The organism is Variovorax sp. LARHSF232, assembly GCF_052871435.1.
Genome location: NZ_JBIXJS010000003.1, coordinates 654,190 through 674,219 on the forward strand (window position 1 = coordinate 654,190; position 20,030 = coordinate 674,219).

The window sequence follows — 20,030 nt, forward strand, 5'->3', positions numbered from 1 at the left end:
TTCACTTGTCTCCTGCTTGTTGGATCTTGGCTTCGAGTTCTACCAGACGGGCGCGCAGCTTGCGGTCTTCGGCGAAGCGGGCGCTTTCGTCGCGCACGAAGGCGGCGATGCCGCTGACCTTGCCGTCGTCGCCCAGCAGCAAGGAGACGGTGAAGGCGATCGACAGAGTGTGGCCGTCCTTGTGCAGGGCCGGCACCTTGAGCAGGTCGGCGCCATAGCGGGTGATGCCCGTTTCCATGGTCTTGTTGTAGCCGTCCCAGTGGCGCTGCTGCTGGCGCTGCGGAATGATCAGGTCCAGCGACTGGCCCAGCGCGTCGGCTTGCGTGAAGCCGAAGATGCGCTCGGAGGCCTTGTTCCAGAACACGATCGTGCCCGCTGCATCGCAGACGATGATCGAATCGCCGGCGCCTTCCACCAGCTGCTTCAGGTCGATGTTCGAAGTAGGCAAGTTTCACCCCTCTCGCTTATTTGCGCGAGTCTCGCTCAAAGTAAAACAGCCCGCTTGCGCGGGCCGTGGTTTCCTCAGATCACCTTGCCTTCATGCATGGCGGAAATCTGATCCTTGCTGTAGCCCAGTTCGGCCAGCACCTCGTCGGTGTGCTCGCCCAGGAGGGGCGATGCGGTGACCTCGGGCTTGAGGTCCGAGAACTTGATCGGGCTGCCGATGGTCCAGTAGGTGCCGCGCTCCTTGTGCGGCACTTCGACGATGGAGCCGCTCTTGCGCAGCGACTCGTCGTGCAGCAGTTCCTTCATCGACAGCACCGGGGCGCACGGGATGTCGTGCTTGCGGAAGATGTCCACTGCCTCGAACTTGGTCTTGTCCTTGATGAAGTCCTCGATGGTGGCGAAGATCTGGTCGATGTGCGGCTGCCGCGCCTTGGCGGTGGTGTAGTCGGGGTCGGTCTTCCACTCGGGCTTGCCCAGCGCATCGCAGATCGGCTCCCAGGCATGGCCCTGCACCGTGAAGTAGATGTAGGCGTTGGGATCGGTCTCCCAGCCCTTGCACTTCAGGATCCAGCCCGGCTGGCCGCCGCCGCCGGCGTTGCCGCCGCGCGGCACCACCTTGTCCTTGAATGCTTCCATCTCGTGCGGGTACTGCGGGTACTCCTCGAGGTAGCCCACGCTGTCCAGGCGCTGCTGGTCGCGCATCTTCACGCGGCACAGGTTGAGCACGGCGTCCTGCATCGAGCAGGCGACCTTCTGGCCCTTGCCGGTCTGCTGGCGGCCGATGATGGCCGTGAGGATGCCGATGGCCAGGTGCATGCCGGTGTTGGAGTCGCCCAGCGCCGCCGCCGAAATGGTGGGCGCCGAGTTCTCGCCCTTCCACCAGCCGGTGGTGGAGGCGGCGCCGCCGGCGCACTGCGCCACGTTCTCGTAGACCTTCAGGTCCTCGTAGTGGTGGCCTTCGCTGAAGCCCTTGACCGAGGCGTGGATCAGCTTCGGGTTCAGTTCCTGGATGCGCTCCCACGAGAAGCCCATGCGGTCCAGTGCGCCGGGGCCGAAGTTCTCCACCAGCACGTCGGATTCCTTGATCAGCTTTTCCAGCACCGCCTTGCCCTCGGGCTTCTTGGTGTCCAGAGTGATCGAGCGCTTGTTGCTGTTGAGCATGGTGAAGTACAGCGCGTCGACGTTCGGGATGTCGCGCAGCTGGCTGCGCGTGACGTCACCGGCGCCCGGGCGCTCCACCTTGATCACGTCGGCGCCGAACCAGGCCAGCAGCTGCGTGCATGCCGGACCGGCCTGCACGTGGGTGAAGTCGATGATCTTGATGCCGTTGAGGGGTTTGTTGCTGCTCATGGATATCTCCTTTGATGCCTGGGATTACTTCTTCTTGGCCGTAGCCGGGTTGAGACTGGTGATGCGCCCGCTTTCCGTGCCCGCGGTCTCGTCGATCACGGCGTTGATGAGGGTGGGGCGGCCGGAGGCGACGGCCTCTGTCAGCGCCTTCTCCAACTCGTCGGCGGTGGTGGCATGGACGCCGACGCCGCCGAAGGCTTCCATCAGCTTGTCGTAGCGCGCGTTCTTCACGAACACGGTGGGCGCGACGTCGGACGTGCCGCTGGCGTTCACGTCGGTGCCGCGGTAGACGCCGTTGTTGTTGAAGACGATCACGCAGATCGGCAGGTTGTAGCGACAGATGGTTTCCACCTCCATGCCGCTGAAGCCGAAGGCGCTGTCGCCCTCGATGGCGATCACCGGCTTGTCGGTCACCACTGCGGCGGCCACGGCAAAGCCCATGCCGATGCCCATGATTCCCCAGGTGCCCACGTCGAGGCGCTTGCGCGGCTCGTACATGTCGACGATGGAGCGGGCGAAGTCCAGCGTGTTGGCGCCTTCGTTCACCACGATGGCATCGGGCCGGGCCTTCACCTGGTCGCGGATCACCGACAGCGCGCTGTGGAAGTTCATCGGCGAGGGCCGCGCGGCCAGGGTCTGGGCCATCTTCGCCAGGTTCTTGTCCTTGCGCTCGGCAATGGCGCCAGTCCACTCGGCCGGCGGTTGGGTCCAGTTGCTGCCGACGCCAGCCAGGAGGGCCGACACGCAGGAGCCGATGTCGCCGATCACCGGCGCGGCAATGGCCACGTTGCTGTCGATCTCGGTCGGCGCGATGTCGATCTGGATGAACTGCTTGGCGCCTTTCTCGGCGCCCCAGGTCTTGCCCTTGCCGTGCGAGAGCAGCCAGTTCAGGCGCGCACCGACCAGCATCACCACGTCGGCTTCCTGCAGTACGTAGGAGCGGGCGGCGGATGCCGACTGTGCATGGGTGTCGGGCAAGAGGCCCTTGGCCATCGACATCGGCAGGTAGGGGATGCCGGTCTTCTCGATCAGCGCGCGAATGTCGGCATCGGCCTGGGCGTAGGCGGCGCCCTTGCCCAGCAGGATCAGCGGCTTCTTGGCGCCCTTGAGCAGGTCGAGCGCGCGCTTCACCGATTCTTGTGCCGGGATCTGCCTGGGCGCCGGGTCCACCACCTTGATCAGCGACGCCTTGCCCTTGGCGGCATCCATCGTCTGCGCGAAGAGCTTGGCCGGCAGGTCCAGGTACACGCCGCCTGGGCGGCCCGACAGCGCCGAACGGATGGCGCGCGCAATGCCCACGCCGATATCTTCCGCATGCAGCACGCGGAAGGCGGCCTTGCACAGCGGCTTGGCAATGGCCAGCTGGTCCATCTCCTCGTAGTCGCCTTGCTGCAGATCGACGATCTCGCGCTCGCTGGAGCCGCTGATGAGAATCATCGGGAAGCAGTTGGTGGTGGCATTGGCCAGCGCCGTCAGGCCGTTCAGGAAGCCGGGCGCCGACACCGTCAGGCAGATGCCGGGCTTTTGCGTCAGGAAGCCGGCGGCGGCGGCGGCATTGCCGGCGTGCTGCTCATGGCGGAAGGAAATGACGCGCATGCCCTCGGCCTGCGCCATGCGGGTCAGGTCGGTGATCGGAATGCCGGGCAGGCCGAAGATGGTGTCGATGCCGTTGAGCTTGAGCGCATCGATGACCAGATGGAAACCATCGGTGGTTTCGGGCTCCGGCGTTTCGTCGGCGATGTTCTTGATGGCACGTGCGATCGCCGGATCCAGCGCCGCTGCCTGCTTGTCCGTGGTGACTGAAGACATGTCTCTCCTTGAAGCTTTTGCTCGGATGGCCAGACTATGATTCGCAGCATGCTTTCGGCGCGTTGACCTCGGTCAACTTTCCCGAAAACGAGGGCCCGGCCAGCACACCTGCGAAGTGGCGGCGACCACGAATCGAACAAGACGACCCATGACGTTGTTGGAAAACCACCCGGAGAAAAACATCATTCGCCTCCAGCTCCGGGAAAACGTGGTGCTCAAGGAGTTGAGCGACAGCGAACGGACCGAGCTGGAGGGCCACTTGACGGTGGTCGATGGCAACAAGGGCGATTTCCTCCTGCACCAGGGCGTGCGGGACATGTCGCAGTACTTCATCCTCGACGGCATCCTGAAGCGCGTGGTGAGCAACGCGGAAGGCAAGGAGATGATCCTGCGCTTTGCCAACGAGCACGACATGGAGACCAGCTATGCCGCCTTGCGGCTTGGCACGCCGACGCCCTACGGCATCGTCTGCGTGACCAAGGCGCGGGTCGCCACCTTGCCGCTGAAGGAGTGGATCGCGTTTCTCAGCCGACATGCGGAAGCCAAGGAGCACTTCGAGTACGCGGTGATGAAGGGCATGAGCGAAATCATGGCCCACACCATCACCCTGCATCTGCTCGACGCGCCGGGGCGTGTTCATCGCTTCATGCGCAAGCATCCGGAGCTGATCGACCGCATTCCGAGCAAGGAGCTGGCTTCGTATCTCAACCTCTCTGCGGAAACTTTGAGCCGGTTGCGCAAGCGCGGGAAGATTTGAGGCTTTCTGGGTTCGGGTGTTCGGGGGGCGGCAAAGGCCTGTGTGCCCCTGCGCCGGCGCTTCGCTCGGGCGGCCGGCGCTGCGCGCCGGCTCCCCTGCGATGCTCGCGGACCCGGCCCTGCGGCAGAACTCGCGTCGTTCACTTCGTTCACTCTGCTCAAACAGCTGCCGCAAGCTAGATGTTGAGGCACGCGTGTCCTTCGGCACGCGTGCGGGCCGGGCCCGCTGCGCTTCTCGGCGCCCGAGAGGCGCGCCGGCACAGGGGCACACAGGCCTTTGCCGGACGCCGGGCGCTCGATCGGCCGTTCTTCTCCGGGTTGTTCAACCGCAGCGAGTCAGCGCGGCAGGTGTTTGCCGCGGCGGGCGATTTGTGCGGCGGCGAGAAGCGCAGCGCAGGGGGCGTGCGCGTGTGCCGAAGGACACACGCGCTTCAACATCTGACTCGTCGCAGTTGTTTGAGCAGAGTGAACGAAGTGAACGTCGCGAGTTCTGCGACGCACGCCCCCTGCGGGAGCATCGCAGCGGAGTCGATGCGCAGCATCGACCGCCGCACTATGAGCCCGCCGCGGCAAACACCTGCCGCGCGGCCCCGACTCTCGAAAGCACTCAAGCAAGGGAAAAAACAAAAGCGCCCGAAGGCGCCTTTGCAATCACGACAGAACCGCGGCCTCAATCCACCGGCCGCTCCTTGTGGAACTCATCCGCTTTTGGGGGCTTCACCAGCGCCAGCAGTTTGGAGATCAGCGGCCAGAACAGCAGCACCAGCGCCAGGGTGGTGATGCCGCCGACCAGCGGGTTGGAGAACATGATCATCACGTCGCCTTGCGACACCAGCATGGACTGGCGGAAGGAGTCCTCGGCCTTGTCGCCCAGCACCAGGGCCAGCACCAGCGGCGCCAGCGGGAAGTCGAGCTTCTTGAACAGGTAGCCGACGACGCCGAAGCCCAGCATGAACCAGATGTCGAGCATCGCGTTGTGCACCGTGTAGGCGCCAATGGCGCAGATCACGATGATCACCGGCGCGATGATCGAGAAGGGGATGCGCAGGATCGAGGCGAACAAAGGCACCGTGGAGAGCACGACGATCAGGCCGACGATGTTGCCCAGGTACATGCTGGCGATCAGGCCCCAGACGAAGTCCTTCTGCTCGACGAACAGCAGCGGGCCAGGCTGCAGGCCCCAGATCAGGAGGCCGCCCAGCAGCACCGCCGCGGTGGGCGAGCCGGGGATGCCCAGCGCCAGCATCGGCAGCAGGGCACTGGTGCCGGCTGCGTGGGCGGCAGTTTCGGGCGCGACCACGCCTTCCATCTCGCCTTGGCCGAACTTCTTGCCGGACTTGGACATCTTCTTGGCCAGGCCGTAGCTCATGAAGGAAGCCGGGGTGGCACCACCGGGCGTGATGCCCATCCAGATGCCGATCAGCGAGCTGCGGATCGAGGTGACCCAGTACTTGGGCAGCTGCGCCCAGGTCTTGAACACCACCTTGGGATCGATCTTGGCGCTCTTGCCCTTGAACTCCAGGCCTTCTTCCATCGACAACAGGATTTCGCCGATGCCGAACAGGCCGATCACCGCGATCAGGAAGTCGAAGCCGCGCATCAGTTCAGGCTGGCCGAAGGTCAGGCGAAGCTGGCCGGTAACGGTGTCCATGCCCACGCTGGCCAGGGCGAAGCCCAGTGCCATCGAGGCCAGGATCTTGAAGGGCGAGCCCTTGCCCATGCCGACGAAGCTGCAGAAGGTGAGCAGGTAGACCGAGAAGAATTCCGGCGAGCCGAACTTCAGCGCGAACCTGGCCACCAGCGGCGCCAGGAAGGTGATCATGACCACCGCCACCAGCGCGCCGATGAAGGAGGAGGTGAAGGCGGCGGTCAAGGCCTCGCCCGCTCGTCCCTGCTGCGCCATCGGATAGCCGTCGAAGGTGGTGGCCACCGACCACGGCTCGCCCGGGATGTTGAACAGCACCGAGGTGATGGCGCCGCCGAAGAGGGCCCCCCAGTAGATGCAGGACAACATGATGATCGCCGAGGTCGGCGACATGGTGAAGGTCAGGGGCAGCAGGATGGCCACGCCGTTGGCGCCGCCCAGGCCGGGCAGCACCCCGATCAGCACACCCAGGATGATCCCGACGAACATCAAGAGGATGTTCATGGGCGTGAGAATCACGGAAAAGCCCGATAGCAGGGCGTTGATCTCTTCCATTTCGCGTCGCTCCGTGGGTGAGGTTCAGTAGCCGAGGAAGCGCAGGGGATCGAAGGCGCCCTTGAACAGGGGGACCTTGAACCACACTTCGAACATGCAGAAGAAAAGCGCGTTGACCGCGAAGGCGGCGACCACGCTCTTGATCCACGAGTACTTGCCCAGCACGATCATGAACAGGGCGATGTAGATGGCGGAAGCCACATAAAGACCCAGCACCGCGATCAAGCCGACGTAGATCGCAGCCGGCAGCAGCACCGAGAGCACGCGCTTGAGCTGCTCGCTGTCGACGAACACATCGGTGTTGCGCGCCTTGCCCAGCACCGCCTGGTAAAGGATGCCGAGCGCCGAGATCGTGATGATCAGCCCGATGTAGAAGGGAAAATAGCCCGAGCCCGGCCCATCGCTGGTCCAGCCTGCGCCCAGGCGCCGGCTCTCGAAGATGACGACGACGCCCACGACCAGCAGGACCGCCGAAACCACCGCTTCCACCACCCAGGTGGCAATGCCCGTTCGGGCTGTCTCCTCACGCTGCTCCATTGCTCATCTCCATCGTAGGTCTCACGAAACAAAAGGCAAAGAACGCCCCGCCGCCCGGCGCGCCGGGCGGCATCGTCATCAACGGGCTTCTAAGGGGCGGTCGCCAGGAAGGACTTACTTGCCCGCCATGAAGCCGGCTTCGGTCATCAGCGTCTTGTGGGTGGCTTCGGCCTCGGTCAGCCACTTCTTGAAGGGCTCGCCGGTCAGGAAGGTCTGGTTGAAGGCGCCCTTTTCCATGTACTCGGCCCAGTCGGGCGTGGCCTTGATCTTGGTCAGCAGATCCACGTAGAAGGCCAGCTCCTCAGGCTTCACGCCCGGCGGCATGAAGATGCCGCGCAGCATGGTGTAGTCGGTCGGCACGCCGGCTTCCTTGCAGGTGGGGATGTCGTTCCACGACTGCGTGTCGGTGACCTTGGCCTTGTAGGGCATGCGCTCGGAATCGAACACGCACTGCGCGCGCAGCTTGCCGGCACGCCACTGGGCCACGGCCTCGATCGGGTTGTTCACCGTCGAGTTGATGTGGCCGCCCACCAGCTGCACCGCCACTTCGCCGCCGCCCTTGAAGGGCACGTAGATGAACTTGGTGCCGGTGGCTTTTTCGATCGCCACCGTGATGATCTGGTCTTCCTGCTTGGAGCCGGTGCCGCCCATCTTCATCTTGTTGGGGCCGGCGGCCTTGACCGCCGCGATGTACTCGGAGGCGGACTTGTAGGGTTGCTCCGCATTGGTCCACAACACGAACTGGTCGAGCGCCATCATCGCGACCGGCGTCATCTCCTTCCAGTTGAAGGGCACGCCGGTGGCCATCGGCGTGGTGAACAGGTTGGACAGCGAGATCACGATCTTGTGCGGATCGCCCTTGGCTTCCTTCACCGCCAGGAAGCCTTCGGCGCCAGCGCCGCCCGACTTGTTGACGACGATCAGCGGCTCTTTCATCAGCTTGTGCTTGATGACGATGCCCTGGATCAGGCGCGCCATCTGGTCGGCGCCGCCACCGGTTCCGGCGGGCACCACGAATTCGACTGGCTTGGTGGGTTCCCATGCGAAGGCTGGTGCTGCGGCCGCCAGCGCCAGCAGGGCTGCTGTGCAGACTTTGGTGCGACAAGACCGGACACGGGACGCGAGGCTCTTGATCATGATGTCTCCTAAGTTGATGCAGCTCTTTTTTTGTCGGTGAACTCGATGGAGTCCCCTACGAGACGGGATGCTGCGCGCTGCCAAAAGATCACGGATTGACCGTGGTCAACTTTTCAAAGAATCAATATCCGGGTCAACCCGCGCCCGGCTCAGCCCTGCATGAGTGCGCGCACGTGGGCGGCCGTGCCACTGGCCAGCGCCTGCAGGCTGTAGCCGCCTTCGAGGATCGACACCACCCGGCCGCCGGCGGTGGCATTGGCCACCTTCATCAGCTCGGCGGTGATCCAGTGGAAGTCGTCATCGGTGAAGCTGAGGCCGCCCAGCGGGTCCTTGAAGTGCGCGTCGATGCCGGCCGAAATGATGAGCAGCTCGGGCTCGAAGCGGCGCAGCGGCGGCAGCAGTTCGGCATTGATGCGCGCACGAAAGGTGGCCGAGTCGCAGGCCATCGACAGCGGCACGTTCACGATGTTGTGGGCCGCGCCGGTCTCGCTGCGCGCGCCGGTGCCGGGATAGAAGGGCGACTGGTGGGAGGAGCCGTAGAACAGCGCTGGGTCGCCCCAGAAGGCGTGCTGCGTGCCGTTGCCGTGATGCACGTCGAAGTCCACCACCGCGATCCGTGAGAGCCCATGCGCCGCACGTGCATGCAGCGCCGCGATGGCAGCCTGGTTGTAGACGCAAAAGCCCATGGCGCGGTCGGCCTCGGCATGGTGGCCGCAGGGGCGCGTGGCGCAGAAGGCGTTGCGTCCCGGCTCCGACACCACAGCGTCCACTGCTGCGCAGGCCGCGCCGACGCATCGCATCACCGCCTGCAAGGTACCCGGCGACATGATGGTGTCGCCGGCGTCGAGCAACTGGTAGCCCTCCATGGGCGCCATCGCCTCGACGCTGGCCACGTAGTCCGGGGTGTGCACCAGCAGCACCTGCTCGCGCGTGCCCAGCGGCGCCTCGCGCCACTGTGCCTTGTCGAACTCCGGGGCGTGCAATGCCGCCAGCACGGCCTGCAGGCGCTCCGGCGACTCGGGGTGGTGCGGTCCCGGACGGTGCTCCAGGCAATCTTCATGGGTGTAGATCAGAGTCGTCATGGGATAGGCCTGCCAGGGGGGTGAAGAGTGGAGCGCCGGCACTTTTTGGCGTGGGCGGATGAAATTTGAGGGTTTTCCCCTAAATCGGGGTAAACCCTATAAAATCGTGTCAATTCGCAGTTTCCACATACGAGGAGCTTCCTGTCATGTCCACGCTCAACCCGTCTTCCGGTTCCATCGCCACCAGCGGCCTCAGCGGCGCGCTGAAGACCTTTGTGCAAGAGGCTTCGGTGCTGGTCCAAGCCCTGCTGAACCCGGGCAAGATCCTGCAAGAGGTGGAGCAGATGCGCGTCCTGCTGGTCGCGGCCAATGCCGCCGAGGCGACCGACCCGGTCCGTGCCGCTGCGCTGCGCACGCGCGCCGCGCGCATCGGTCTGAACTAAGCCTCGTCTCGTATCCACAGATATCCGTCGCATCTCTGGCGGATTCTGTGTGGGCGGTCGGCGCGTTGCGCTTGACCCGCGTCAATTTTTCGACGCGCGCGCCCTAGGCTTTTTCCCCATGTCCGCCGGACTGCCCGTCGCCTGCCAGGTGCCGGCGGCCGTCTCGCGCAGGCCGGCCAGCGCGGCGCCCAGCGCCGGCGACTCGGCACCTGCGGCGTAGACCGCATAGGCCGGATAGAGAAACTCGGGCGTGTCGGGCACCCGGTGCAGGCGCCCGGCCTCGAGGTGGCTGCGCACCACGTCTTGCCGGAAGTAGCCGGTGCCGCCCGCCGTCAGCACGTACTCCAGGCCCAGTGGCCCCAGGCCGACCTGCAGCGGCGCGTTGGACAGCGCCGGGAAGGCCAGCCCGTGCTGTGCCTCGAATTCCGGCCCCCAATCGACGTTGACGTAGTTCTCCGCCAGTGGAGAACGCAGTTGCGGGTTGGTGCTCACCATCACCAATTTCTCTTCGATCAAGAGTTCCACGCGCAGGCCGGGCCTTTGCTGCGGTGCATAGGCGATTGCGACATCGAGCACGCCGTTGGCCACCTGGTCGAGCAGGTCGCGCGGCGCCCCGACGGCGCTGCGCAGCGCCAGCTCGGGCGCGCGCTCGCGCATCCACATGAGCCAGCGCGGCAGCAGCGGGTGCCACAGGCTGATTTCGCAACCCAGCGCCAGCACGGCGCGGCGACCGGCGGGCACCGACACCTGCTGGCGGGCGCGTTCCCAGACCTGGACCAGGGTGCGCGCATGCGGCATGAATTGTTCGCCGGCGGCCGTCAGTGCCGCGCCGGATTTGTTGCGCACGAAAAGCGGCTTGCCCAGCTGCTCTTCCAGCGTTCGCACGCGGGCGCTGACCGAGGTTTGCGTGACGTGCAGCTGCTGCGCCGCGCGCTGGAAACTGCGTGCTTGCGCAATGGCCAGGAAGGTACGCGCCAGGGTGATGTCCATGAGCTTGCCGTCTCTTTTGAAAGCAAAAATATTGCATTCATCTGGCAATAAAACTCGTTTTACTTCTATCGGGGATGACCCGAAGATCGAGGCCAGATACCCAACAGGAGCATTTCATGTCGACCCTCGATCGTTCACTGACCGCGAATCGCGCCCCCGGGCTTCTGCATGCCGCGCTGATGGTGTTGGCACAGGAAGCCGGCACCCTGCTGGGCGCATTGCTGCAACCCGGCCGCGTGCTGGATGAGGTGGACCAGATGCGCCAGCTGCTGGTGGCGGCCAATGCGCTGGACGCCACCGACCCCTACCGCGCCGCCTTGTTGCGCCGCCGCGCTGCGCCGATCGGCCTGCGCAGCTTGCGATAGGGAAGCTGCTAGCTTGCTGCGCGCCGAATCCGCATGGTAAGAAGGGGCCCAGGGGAGCCTTGCCATGAAACGGAGAGGCCATGCAGAACAACGGAGACAAGCGCGCCACGGCGCGCCAAGATGACCAGCGCCACGATCCACTGGGCGCACGGCGGGCTGCTTTTTGTGGTCATGCCTTCAAGGCGGTGATGGTGCTCATCGCGGTGGCCGCGCTTGCAGCTTCGATACCGGCGCTCGCTCGCGCCGACTTTCCGCTGGCGAGCTTGCTCATCTATGTGATCGGCACGGCATTCGTTGCCATGCCCTTGCTGCTCTATCACGAGTACCTGCTGAAGCTGTGCGGCCAGCCGGCCGCGCCGGTTGAGGCCTGAGGGCTTCAGCGGCTGCTACTGCTGCCGCTGCGCACGCGCCGCAGTTCGTCCAGGATCAGCAGGATGGCCCCCAGCGTGATGGCGCTGTCGGCCAGGTTGAAGGCCGGGAAGTGCCGGCCAGCCCAATGAAAGTCCAGGAAGTCGACCACGTAGCCGTGCATCACGCGGTCGATCACGTTGCCGATGGCGCCGCCCAGAATGAGCGCCATGGCCAGCGAGAAAAGTGTCTGGCCGGCGTGCGACTTCAACATCCAGGTGATGAACACCGCGGCTGCGACGCCGATGCCGGTGAAGAACCAGCGCTGCCAGCCCGCCGCGTCGGCCAGGAAGGAGAAGGCCGCACCCGTGTTGTGCGCCCGCACGATGTTGAAGAAGCTGGTCACCACCGTCTGGTCGGCATAGCGGTAGTTGCCCAGGATCAGCGCCTTGGTGAACTGGTCGGCGGCAATGATGAAGAGCGCGATCAGCAGCCAGGGCCAGATCGCGGCGCGCGGGCCGGTTCCCACGGTGGTGCTGCCGGCCATCATGCGACCTGGCGCACTTCACCCGCGCCGTAAAGGTTGCTGGTGCAGCGGCCGCACAGGGTGGGGTGGTCGACGTCGTGGCCGACATCGGCACGCCAGTGCCAGCAGCGCTCGCACTTCAGCGCGGTGCTCGGCGTCACCTGGGTCGCCAGTTCGCTGCCTGCAAGCAATTCAACCGCCGAGGTGATCAGCACGAACTTCAGGTCATCGCCCAGGCTGGACAGGAGGGCGTAGTCGTGCTCGTTCGCCGTGAGCTGCACGTTGGCCTGCAGCGAGGAGCCGACCTTGCCCTCGGCCCGCACGTTCTCGATCTCCTTGTTGACCACGTCGCGCACCTCGCGAATGCGTGACCACTTGGCCAGCAACGCCTCGTCGGGTTCGCCCAGGTCCAGGTAGGTCTGGGTGAAGATCGACTGGCCCTTGCCCTCGTCGGTGGCGCACAAGGCCCACGCTTCCTCGGCGGTGAAGCTGAGGAAGGGCGCCATCCAGCGCAGCATGGCCTGGGTGATGTGCCACAGCGCCGTCTGAGCGCTGCGCCGCGCCTTCGAATCGGTGCCGGTGGTGTAGAGGCGGTCTTTCAGCACGTCGAGGTAGAAGGCGCCCAGGTCTTCGCTGCAGTACACCTGCAGCTTGGCCACCACCGGGTGGAACTCGTAGACCTTGTAGTGCGCCAGGATCTCGGCCTGGAACTGCGCGGCGCGGCTGAGCGCATGGCGGTCGATCTCGAGCAGCTCCTCGTAGGGCACCAGGTCCTTGGCGATGTCGAAGTCGCTGGTGTTGGCCAAGAGGAAGCGCAGCGTGTTGCGGATGCGGCGGTAGGCATCCACCACGCGCGCCAGGATCTTGTCGTCGCCGGCGATGTCGCCCGAATAGTCGCTGGCCGCCACCCACAGACGGATGATCTCGGCGCCCAGCTTCTTGCTCACCTCTTGCGGATCGATGCCGTTGCCGAGCGACTTGCTCATCTTGCGGCCCTGGCTGTCCACCGTGAAGCCGTGCGTCAAGAGGCCCTTGTAGGGCGCGCGGCCATACAGCGCGCAGGCCAGCAGCAGCGAGGAGTGGAACCAGCCGCGATGCTGGTCGTGGCCTTCCAGGTACAGATCAGCCTCGGGCCCCGATTCGTGGAACTGCGGCGCGTGTGTGCCGCGCAGCACATGGGAGAAGGTGGAGCCGGAGTCGAACCACACTTCGAGGATGTCGGTGCTCTTGGTGTAGTGCGGTGCGTCTTGCGCGCCCAGGATCTCTTCGGCCGTCACGCGGCTCCAGGCCTCGATGCCGCCTTTCTCGACGATGGCGGCCGCCTGGTCCAGGATCTCCATGGTGCGCGGGTGCAGCTCGCCCGAATCCTTGTGCAGGAAGAAAGGGATCGGCACGCCCCAGCTGCGCTGGCGCGAGATGCACCAGTCGGGCCGGTTCGCGATCATGTCGTGCAGGCGCGCCTTGCCGTTCTCGGGATAGAAGCGGGTCTCTTCGATGGCTTCCAGCGCCATCTGGCGCAGGGTTTTCTCGGCCTTGTCCTTGGTGAACACGCCGTCGCCCTCGTCCATGCGCACGAACCACTGGGCGGCTGCGCGGTAGATCACCGGCGTCTTGTGGCGCCAGCAATGCGGGTAGCTGTGCGTGATGGTCTCGGTGGTGAGCAGGCGGTTGGCATCGCGCAATGCCGAGATGATCACCGGCACGGCCTTCCAGATGTTCTGGCCGCCGAAGAGCGGGAAGTCCGGCTCGTAGGAGCCGTTGCCCTGCACCGGGTTCAGGATGTCGTCATAGCTGACGCCGTGCGCGATGCAGGAGTTGAAGTCGTCCACGCCATAGGCGGGCGACGAATGCACGATGCCGGTGCCGTCGTCGGCAGTGGCGTAGTCGGCCAGGTAGACGGGCGACAGGCGCCGAAAACCAGCATCCACGTCGTACAGCGGATGCTCGAACTCCAGGCCGCCGAGCTTCTCGCCCTTGACGGTGGCCAGCACCTTGCCGTCCAGCGCATAGCGGTTCATGCACATCTCGACCAGCGAGGCGGCCAGCACCAGGAGGCCGCGCTCGGTGTCGACCAGTGCGTACTCGAGCTCGGGGTTGAGGTTGAGCGCCTGGTTGGCCGGGATGGTCCAGGCGGTGGTGGTCCAGATGACGGCGAAGGCGTCCTTCGTCAGCGCCGGCAGGCCGAAAGCGGCTGCCAGCCTGGCGGGGTCATGCGCCTTGAAGGCGACATCGAGCGTCTGCGACTTCTTGTCGGCGTACTCGATCTCGAACTCGGCCAGCGAGGAGCCGCAGTCGAAACACCAGTACACGGGCTTCAGGCCCCGGTAGACGAAGCCGCGCTCGATCACCCGCTTGAAGGCGCGGATCTCGCCGGCCTCGTTGGCGAAGTCCATGGTCTTGTACGGATGGTCCCACTCGCCCAGCACACCCAGGCGCTGGAAGTCGCTCATCTGCTGCGCGATCTGCTCGGTGGCGTAGGCGCGGCTCTTGGCCTGCATCTCGTCGCGGCTCAGATTGCGGCCATGCTTCTTCTCGATCGCGTTCTCGATCGGCAGGCCATGGCAGTCCCAGCCGGGCACGTACAGCGCGTCGTAGCCCTCGAGCTGGCGCGCCTTGGTGATCATGTCCTTCAGGATCTTGTTAACCGCGTGGCCCATGTGGATCTGGCCGTTGGCATAGGGCGGGCCGTCGTGCAGGACGAACTTGGGCGCGCCCAAGCGGGCGTCACGCAGCCGGTGATAGCGGCCCTCGTCGTTCCATTCCTTGACCCAGCCCGGCTCGCGCTTGGGCAGGTCGCCGCGCATTGGGAAGGGCGTGTCGGGCAGGTTCAGCGTGGCGCGGTAGTCGGTGGCGGCGGCGCTGTCGGCGGTGGAGGTGTCAGCCATGGTGATTCCGTTGAATTCCGAAGTGTCCGGGTGGGCGCCGCTTCGCGGCGTCTTCAATTTGGTTGTCGAGGGCGCAGCTTCCGGCGGGCGCCCTCGTCAGGCGGGGATCGGCGCAGAGGGATCGTGGGCAGCAGCAAGGGCGCATCAAGAACGCCTGGCGGAAGCGAAGCGAAACCTTCCGCCGCTCAAATTCGGTCGCGCGTGGTCTGGCGATGGGTGGATGCGAAGAAGGCACGCGCGTCGTCGCGGTCCTTGGCGATACCCGCCGTCAGGGCCTCGAGGCTGTTGTAGCGCAGCTCGTCGTGCAGTTTGTGCAGCAGTTCCACGCGCACGATTTTACCGTAGGCCCCTTCTTCGCTTAGGCGCGAAGGCCATTCCAGGCAATGCGTCTCCAGGAGCACGCGGCCGGCGTTGACGTCGTTGGCGTCCAGCGAGGGGCGCACGCCGAGGTTGGCCACGCCGGGCAGGGGCGTCTCATGCAGGCCATGCACCAGCACGGCGAAGATGCCGCTGGCGGCCGGTTTCCAATGCTTGAAGCGCAGGTTGAGCGTGCGAAAGCCGTCGTCGCGCCCCGGTTCCGAGGCGCCCAGACCGCGGCCGAGCTTGCGGCCGTGCACCACGTGGCCGGAGATGGCGTAGGGGCGGCCGAGCAGCGCTTCTGCATGCGCCATGTCGCCGGAGGCCAGCGCCTCGCGCACGGCCGAGCTGGAGACGCGGTGGCCATGCACTTCATAGCTCATCATGCGCGCCACGTCGAAGCCGCGCGCCTCGCCGGCGGCGTCCAGCATGTCGTAGTCGCCGGCGCGCTTGGCGCCAAAGCGGAAGTCGTCGCCCACCAGCACGTAGCGCGTGCCCAGGCCCTCGATCAGCACCTGGTCGATGAATTCGTCGGGCGTGCGGCTGGCCAGCCGCGCATCGAAGGGCAGCACGATCGTCTGGTCGACGCCGCAGGCCGCCAGTTCACACAGCTTGTCGCGCAGGGTGCCGATACGTGCCGGCGCCAAGTCCGGCTTCTTGTTGACCTGAGCAAAGTAGTCGCGCGGGTGCGGCTCGAAGGTCAGCACGCAACTGGGGACGCCGCGATGCCGCGCCTCGGTGGTCAGGAGCGCCAGCATCGCCTGGTGGCCCCGATGCACCCCGTCGAAGTTGCCGATCGTCAGAGCACAGGCCCTGGCAACGCCGGGATGTCGGAAGCCACGGAAGATCTGCATGGGTGGAGTATCTTTTTGATAGCACGCCGTGCCCGGCCGATGGCCCCTGGCAGGCTTATTGTCATGAAAGCGGTATATATTGTGACCGCGTTGATCGATCTCAATTGCCGTGATTCTTCTTTTGTCGAGGAGGCGTGCGTGGTGAAGGTCTTGAAGCTGTCGGCCCAAGGGCTGCCGCAGTCGTGGATTTCGCTGGAACAGGCGGTGACCCACTACGCGGCGGACGAGGTGCGCTGGGAAGTCGGCGCCCAGGTGGCCCTGTTTCGCGGCGGGCACAACGCCCTCACCGGCCAGCAGTCGCAGATCGCAGTCAACAGCATCATCGGCACCAAGGGCGTGCCCAAGATCAATCCGTTCACGCAGCGTCCCGGACTCACCAACAGCAAGCTCTTTGCGCGTGATCGCAACATCTGCGCTTACTGCGGCGGCCATTTCCACGACGAAGACCTGACGCGCGAGCACATCCGGCCCTTTGCCCAGAACGGCGTCGACACCTGGATGAACGTGGTCACGGCCTGCCGGCACTGCAATCACCGCAAGAGCAATCGCACGCCCGAGCAGGCCGGCATGCCGCTTTTATACGCGCCCTACGTGCCCAGCCTGTGGGAAGACTTCATCCTGCGCAACCGCCGCATCCTGGCGGACCAGATGGAGTTTCTGATGGCGCACCTGCCGCACACATCGCGCCTGCACGGGTAGCCAGGCCTCCCGGCTTTTCACTTCGCTTCGCTGCGTGTAATTCGCCGCCTCCCGAGGAGGGGACCTCACCTGCGGCCCGGCGAAGCCGGTTCCGCGGTGTGGGACTGGAAAAGACAAAAGCAAAACGCCCGCTGGCGCGAAGCCAGCGGGCGTTTTTGCGTTGAGCGACGCGTGGCCTATGCGAACACGCCGGCCGTGTCCTGCATGCGTGCCGAGACTTCGCCCAGGTGATGCAGGCTGTCGCCGAAAGTCATTTCCATCTGGGTGAGCTTGCGGAAGTAGTGGCTCACGATGTACTCGTCGGTCACGCCGATGCCGCCGTGCAGTTGCACCGCCTGCTGGCTGATGTAGCGCATCGACTGGCCCAGCTGGTACTTGGCGCGGGCGATGGCCTGGCGGCGCTCGGCGGCCGGGGCGTTGAGCTTGAGGCTGGCGTAGTAGCTCATCGAGCGGGCCAGTTCCAGCTGCATCTTCATGTCGGCCGCGCGATGGCGCAGCGCTTGGAAGGTGCCGATGGCCACGCCGAACTGCTTGCGCGTGTTGAGGTATTCGACGGTGATGGCCAGGGTCTTGTCCATCACGCCCACTGCCTCGGCGCACAGGGCGGCGATGCCGATGTCCACCGCATGCTCGAGCACCGGCAGGCCGTCGATGGCGATCAGGGTCGCGGCGGCGTTGCTCATCACCACTTCGGCCGCGCGGCCGCCGTCCTGCGTGACGTAGCCCTTGGTCTCGACGCCGCTGGCGGCGCGCTCGACCAGGAAGAGGGCGATCTTGCCGTTGGCTTGCGCCGGCACCAGGAAGGCGTCGGCTTCATCGCCGGCCGGCACCAGGCTCTTGGTGGCCGACACGGTCCAGCCGCTGCCGGTTTGCGTGGCCTTGGCCTCGCACACATCGAGCTTGTAGCGCGCCTTGCGCTCCTGGTAGGCCAGCGCCACCAGGGCCTGGCCGCCGGCGATGCGCGGCAGCCAGTTGTCCTTGGTGTCCTGGTCGGCATGGCCAGCCAGCACGGCGCCCGCGATGAAGGCTTGCGCCAGGGGCTCGAGCACGATGCCGCGGCCCAGCTCTTCCATCACCACCATGCCTTCGACCGGACCCATGCCCAGGCCGCCTTCGTCTTCAGGGATGTAAAGACCGCCCAGGCCCAGCTCGGCCAGTTCGTCCCAGGCCTCGCGCGAGAAGCCGCCGGCCTTTTCGATGCCTTGGCGGCGCTCGAAGGTGTAGCCCTTTTCGACCCACTTGGCGACGGCGTCGCGCAGTTGCTGCTGATCGTCAGAAAAATCGAAGTCCATTTTGTATTCCTTAGCGAAGCTCTTGCTGGAGCCCCCTCTCGGAGGGGGTGCGGGGGAGCAGAACGGATTCGCGAAAGCGAAATATCGTCGCCGGCCCGCAGTTCGTATCAGCCCAAGACCGTTTGGGCGACGATATTTCGCTGCACTTCGTTCGAGCCACCGTAGATGGTGGTCTTGCGCATGTTGAAGTAGGTGCTGGCCAGCGGCGCCAGTTCGGGGTGGCCGCCGGGGAAGTCGCCTTGCCAGCCGGCTTCCATGGCCTCGCGCACCAGCGGCAGCGAGTAGGGGCCGCCGGCGAGCATCATCAGCTCGCTGTAGCGCTGCTGGATTTCGCTGCCGCGGATCTTCAGAAGGCCCGCGATGTCCAGCGAGTTCTTGCCCGACTTCTCGGCCGAGAGCACGCGCAGCACCAGCATCTCAAGGGCGACCACGTCGACCTCGAGCTTGGCGATCTCGTCGCGAAAGCGCGGGTCTTCCCACACGCCTTCCTTCTTGGCGATGCGCTTCAGGCGCTCGAGCTCGCGCTTGGCGCGGTTCACGTCGGCGATGTTGGTGCGCTCGTGCGAAAGCAGGTGCTTGGCATAGGTCCAGCCCTTGTTCTCTTCGCCGATCAGGTTTTCGGCCGGCACTTCGACGTTGTCGAACCAGACCTCGTTCACTTCGTAGCCGCCGTCCATCAGCTTGATGGGGCGCACCGTGACGCCGGGCGACTTCATGTCGATCAGCAGGAAGGAGATGCCGGTCTGCGGCTTGCCTTCGTTGCTGGTGCGCACCAGGCAGAAAATCCACTCGCCGTACTGACCGAGGGTGGTCCAGGTCTTCTGGCCGTTGACGATGTACTTGTCGCCCTTGCGTTCGGCACGGGTCTTGACCGACGCGAGGTCAGAGCCCGAACCCGGCTCGCTGTAGCCCTGGCTCCACCAGACTTCGCCGCTGGCGATGCCCGGCAGGAAGCGCTTGTGCTGCTCGGCGTTGCCGAAGGCCATGATCACCGGCGCCACCATGACGGGGCCGAAGGGAATGATGCGCGGCGCGCCTGCGAGGGCAGTTTCTTCCTCGAACAGGTGCTTTTGCACGGCGGTCCAGCCCGGGCCGCCGAACTGCTTGGGCCAGCCGTAGCCCAGCCAGCCCTTCTTGCCCAGGATCTTGGCCCAGCGCTGCAGATCGTCGCGCGTGAGCTCCAGAGCGTTGTGCACCTTGTGCGAGATGTCCTTGGGCAGGTTTTCCGCAACCCAGGCGCGGATGTCTTCGCGGAACTTCTGTTCCTCGGGGGTAAAGGCCAAATCCATGGGTATGTCTCCAGAGAAGGCGGGTTTTTAGCACGCTCGTTCGTGTCATCGAGTCCGCCCGGCGACAGGCCCAACAAGACCCGGATAATCCGCGCCGGCATGACGAAGAACATTGTGATCCTGATCTCGGGCGCTGGCTCCAACATGAAGGCCATCGTGAACGCGGCGGCCAGCGGACGCTGGGCAGAGAGATTCGATGCCCGCATTGCGGCCGTCGTCAGCAACAAGGAGGAGGCTGAAGGCCTGGCCTTTGCGCGTGCGCACGGCATTGCGACCGCCGTGGTGAAGCACCGCGACTACGCCACGCGCGAGGCCTTCGATGCGGCGCTGGCGGGCACCGTCGACGCCTGGCAGCCGGCACTGGTGGTGCTGGCCGGCTTCATGCGCATCCTCACGCCCGGCTTCGTCGGTCACTACGAAGGGCGGCTTGTGAACATCCACCCCTCGCTGCTGCCGGCCTTTCCCGGGCTCGACACGCACCAGCGGGCCATCGATGCCGGCTGCCGGGTGGCCGGCGCCACGGTGCACCAGGTGACTGCCGACCTCGACCACGGGCCCATCCTGGCCCAGGGCGTGGTGCCGGTGCTGCCAGACGACACGGCGCAGAGCCTGGCAACCCGAGTACTGGCGCAGGAGCATGCGATCTATCCCAAGGCCATCGAGGGCTTTCTGGCCACCAACGGCACTGCTTGAGGCAATTTCGCCACGGCCTTAAGTCACGGAA

The 20,030-nt window shown here is 65.3% G+C and carries 19 protein-coding genes; 6 read left to right on the forward strand and 13 right to left on the reverse strand.

Going from position 1 to position 20,030, the window contains the following annotated elements; genetic code table 11:
- Position 1: 1 nt before the first annotated feature.
- From ACIPRI_RS11955 to oxc, 3 genes are all read right to left on the reverse strand, one after another.
- Positions 2–448, reverse strand: coding sequence for a PAS domain-containing protein (locus ACIPRI_RS11955; RefSeq protein WP_446621644.1), 447 nt, complete (start codon positions 446–448; stop codon positions 2–4).
- Between the two features lie 74 nt (positions 449–522).
- Entirely contained in the window at positions 523–1,797 is a 1,275-nt protein-coding gene (gene frc / locus ACIPRI_RS11960; RefSeq protein ID WP_446621645.1) for a formyl-CoA transferase, read from the reverse strand.
- Between the two features lie 24 nt (positions 1,798–1,821).
- On the reverse strand, positions 1,822–3,606 hold the full coding sequence (gene oxc / locus ACIPRI_RS11965) for an oxalyl-CoA decarboxylase (RefSeq protein WP_446621646.1): 1,785 nt from the start codon (positions 3,604–3,606) through the stop codon (positions 1,822–1,824).
- Positions 3,607–3,754: 148 nt separating this feature from the next.
- Here oxc and ACIPRI_RS11970 point away from each other — a divergent pair, with 148 nt between their 5' ends.
- Positions 3,755–4,363, forward strand: coding sequence for a Crp/Fnr family transcriptional regulator (locus ACIPRI_RS11970; RefSeq protein ID WP_446621647.1), 609 nt, complete (start codon positions 3,755–3,757; stop codon positions 4,361–4,363).
- 669 nt (positions 4,364–5,032) lie between these two features.
- Here ACIPRI_RS11970 and ACIPRI_RS11975 read toward each other — a convergent pair.
- The 4 genes from ACIPRI_RS11975 to ACIPRI_RS11990 all read right to left on the reverse strand — a co-directional run bounded on the left by ACIPRI_RS11975 (position 5,033) and on the right by ACIPRI_RS11990 (position 9,318).
- On the reverse strand, positions 5,033–6,562 hold the full coding sequence (locus tag ACIPRI_RS11975) for a tripartite tricarboxylate transporter permease (protein ID WP_446621648.1): 1,530 nt from the start codon (positions 6,560–6,562) through the stop codon (positions 5,033–5,035).
- A 24-nt stretch (positions 6,563–6,586) separates the two neighbouring features.
- The gene (locus ACIPRI_RS11980; protein WP_446621649.1) at positions 6,587–7,099 is read right to left on the reverse strand and encodes a tripartite tricarboxylate transporter TctB family protein; all 513 of its coding nucleotides are present in this window, start codon (positions 7,097–7,099) and stop codon (positions 6,587–6,589) included.
- A gap of 114 nt (positions 7,100–7,213) precedes the next feature.
- A complete protein-coding gene (locus ACIPRI_RS11985; RefSeq protein WP_446621650.1) occupies positions 7,214–8,236 on the reverse strand; it encodes a Bug family tripartite tricarboxylate transporter substrate binding protein in 1,023 nt (340 codons plus the stop codon).
- 149 nt (positions 8,237–8,385) lie between these two features.
- Positions 8,386–9,318 carry a histone deacetylase family protein gene (locus ACIPRI_RS11990; RefSeq protein ID WP_446621651.1) on the reverse strand — a complete coding sequence of 311 codons (933 nt, stop codon included), beginning with the start codon at positions 9,316–9,318 and terminating at the stop codon, positions 8,386–8,388.
- A 146-nt stretch (positions 9,319–9,464) separates the two neighbouring features.
- On the opposite strand from ACIPRI_RS11990, the gene ACIPRI_RS11995 reads away from it, so the two are divergent.
- Positions 9,465–9,701 (forward strand): hypothetical protein, encoded by a 237-nt coding sequence (locus tag ACIPRI_RS11995; protein WP_446621652.1) that lies wholly within the window; start codon positions 9,465–9,467, stop codon positions 9,699–9,701.
- 81 nt (positions 9,702–9,782) lie between these two features.
- Here the strand turns inward: ACIPRI_RS11995 and ACIPRI_RS12000 are convergent, their stop codons facing one another.
- Positions 9,783–10,691 carry a LysR family transcriptional regulator gene (locus tag ACIPRI_RS12000; RefSeq protein WP_446621653.1) on the reverse strand — a complete coding sequence of 303 codons (909 nt, stop codon included), beginning with the start codon at positions 10,689–10,691 and terminating at the stop codon, positions 9,783–9,785.
- A 116-nt stretch (positions 10,692–10,807) separates the two neighbouring features.
- Between ACIPRI_RS12000 and ACIPRI_RS12005 the strand changes: the two genes are divergently transcribed.
- Together ACIPRI_RS12005 and ACIPRI_RS12010 are read left to right on the forward strand one after the other, a co-directional pair.
- Positions 10,808–11,056 (forward strand): hypothetical protein, encoded by a 249-nt coding sequence (locus tag ACIPRI_RS12005; RefSeq protein WP_446621654.1) that lies wholly within the window; start codon positions 10,808–10,810, stop codon positions 11,054–11,056.
- 80 nt (positions 11,057–11,136) lie between these two features.
- Positions 11,137–11,427, forward strand: a complete 291-nt coding sequence (locus ACIPRI_RS12010; protein ID WP_446621655.1) for a hypothetical protein — start codon at positions 11,137–11,139, stop codon at positions 11,425–11,427.
- A gap of 5 nt (positions 11,428–11,432) precedes the next feature.
- Here ACIPRI_RS12010 and lspA read toward each other — a convergent pair whose 3' ends face one another.
- From lspA to ACIPRI_RS12025, 3 genes are all read right to left on the reverse strand, one after another.
- The gene (gene lspA, locus ACIPRI_RS12015) at positions 11,433–11,954 is read right to left on the reverse strand and encodes a signal peptidase II (protein ID WP_446621656.1); all 522 of its coding nucleotides are present in this window, start codon (positions 11,952–11,954) and stop codon (positions 11,433–11,435) included.
- The gene (gene ileS, locus ACIPRI_RS12020) at positions 11,951–14,815 is read right to left on the reverse strand and encodes an isoleucine--tRNA ligase (RefSeq protein WP_446621657.1); all 2,865 of its coding nucleotides are present in this window, start codon (positions 14,813–14,815) and stop codon (positions 11,951–11,953) included. Before ileS ends, lspA begins: the two co-directional genes overlap by 4 nt.
- A gap of 185 nt (positions 14,816–15,000) precedes the next feature.
- Positions 15,001–16,026: a bifunctional riboflavin kinase/FAD synthetase gene (locus ACIPRI_RS12025; protein ID WP_446621658.1), complete on the reverse strand. Its 1,026-nt coding sequence runs from the start codon at positions 16,024–16,026 to the stop codon at positions 15,001–15,003.
- A gap of 141 nt (positions 16,027–16,167) precedes the next feature.
- Between ACIPRI_RS12025 and ACIPRI_RS12030 the strand changes: the two genes are divergently transcribed.
- On the forward strand, positions 16,168–16,725 hold the full coding sequence (locus ACIPRI_RS12030; protein WP_446621713.1) for an HNH endonuclease: 558 nt from the start codon (positions 16,168–16,170) through the stop codon (positions 16,723–16,725).
- 176 nt (positions 16,726–16,901) lie between these two features.
- On the opposite strand, the gene ACIPRI_RS12035 is transcribed toward ACIPRI_RS12030, so the two are convergent.
- Together ACIPRI_RS12035 and ACIPRI_RS12040 are read right to left on the reverse strand one after the other, a co-directional pair.
- Positions 16,902–18,017, reverse strand: coding sequence for an acyl-CoA dehydrogenase family protein (locus ACIPRI_RS12035; RefSeq protein WP_446621659.1), 1,116 nt, complete (start codon positions 18,015–18,017; stop codon positions 16,902–16,904).
- 107 nt (positions 18,018–18,124) lie between these two features.
- Positions 18,125–19,306 (reverse strand): acyl-CoA dehydrogenase family protein, encoded by a 1,182-nt coding sequence (locus tag ACIPRI_RS12040; protein ID WP_446621660.1) that lies wholly within the window; start codon positions 19,304–19,306, stop codon positions 18,125–18,127.
- A 99-nt stretch (positions 19,307–19,405) separates the two neighbouring features.
- Between ACIPRI_RS12040 and purN the strand changes: the two genes are divergently transcribed.
- A complete protein-coding gene (gene purN / locus ACIPRI_RS12045) occupies positions 19,406–19,999 on the forward strand; it encodes a phosphoribosylglycinamide formyltransferase (protein ID WP_446621661.1) in 594 nt (197 codons plus the stop codon).
- Positions 20,000–20,030 lie beyond the last annotated feature (31 nt).

Coding starts and splice junctions, on each gene's coding strand:
- ACIPRI_RS11975 (WP_446621648.1), bottom strand. CDS start 6,562: ATGGAAGAGATCAACGCCCTGCTATCGGGCTTTTCCGTGATTCTCACG.
- ACIPRI_RS11990 (WP_446621651.1), bottom strand. CDS start 9,318: ATGACGACTCTGATCTACACCCATGAAGATTGCCTGGAGCACCGTCCG.
- ACIPRI_RS12040 (WP_446621660.1), bottom strand. CDS start 19,306: ATGGATTTGGCCTTTACCCCCGAGGAACAGAAGTTCCGCGAAGACATC.
- lspA (WP_446621656.1), bottom strand. CDS start 11,954: ATGATGGCCGGCAGCACCACCGTGGGAACCGGCCCGCGCGCCGCGATC.
- ACIPRI_RS11985 (WP_446621650.1), bottom strand. CDS start 8,236: ATGATCAAGAGCCTCGCGTCCCGTGTCCGGTCTTGTCGCACCAAAGTC.
- purN (WP_446621661.1), top strand. CDS start 19,406: ATGACGAAGAACATTGTGATCCTGATCTCGGGCGCTGGCTCCAACATG.
- frc (WP_446621645.1), bottom strand. CDS start 1,797: ATGAGCAGCAACAAACCCCTCAACGGCATCAAGATCATCGACTTCACC.
- ileS (WP_446621657.1), bottom strand. CDS start 14,815: ATGGCTGACACCTCCACCGCCGACAGCGCCGCCGCCACCGACTACCGC.
- ACIPRI_RS11970 (WP_446621647.1), top strand. CDS start 3,755: ATGACGTTGTTGGAAAACCACCCGGAGAAAAACATCATTCGCCTCCAG.
- ACIPRI_RS12010 (WP_446621655.1), top strand. CDS start 11,137: ATGCAGAACAACGGAGACAAGCGCGCCACGGCGCGCCAAGATGACCAG.
- oxc (WP_446621646.1), bottom strand. CDS start 3,606: ATGTCTTCAGTCACCACGGACAAGCAGGCAGCGGCGCTGGATCCGGCG.
- ACIPRI_RS12005 (WP_446621654.1), top strand. CDS start 10,808: ATGTCGACCCTCGATCGTTCACTGACCGCGAATCGCGCCCCCGGGCTT.
- ACIPRI_RS11995 (WP_446621652.1), top strand. CDS start 9,465: ATGTCCACGCTCAACCCGTCTTCCGGTTCCATCGCCACCAGCGGCCTC.
- ACIPRI_RS12000 (WP_446621653.1), bottom strand. CDS start 10,691: ATGGACATCACCCTGGCGCGTACCTTCCTGGCCATTGCGCAAGCACGC.
- ACIPRI_RS12025 (WP_446621658.1), bottom strand. CDS start 16,026: ATGCAGATCTTCCGTGGCTTCCGACATCCCGGCGTTGCCAGGGCCTGT.
- ACIPRI_RS11980 (WP_446621649.1), bottom strand. CDS start 7,099: ATGGAGCAGCGTGAGGAGACAGCCCGAACGGGCATTGCCACCTGGGTG.
- ACIPRI_RS12035 (WP_446621659.1), bottom strand. CDS start 18,017: ATGGACTTCGATTTTTCTGACGATCAGCAGCAACTGCGCGACGCCGTC.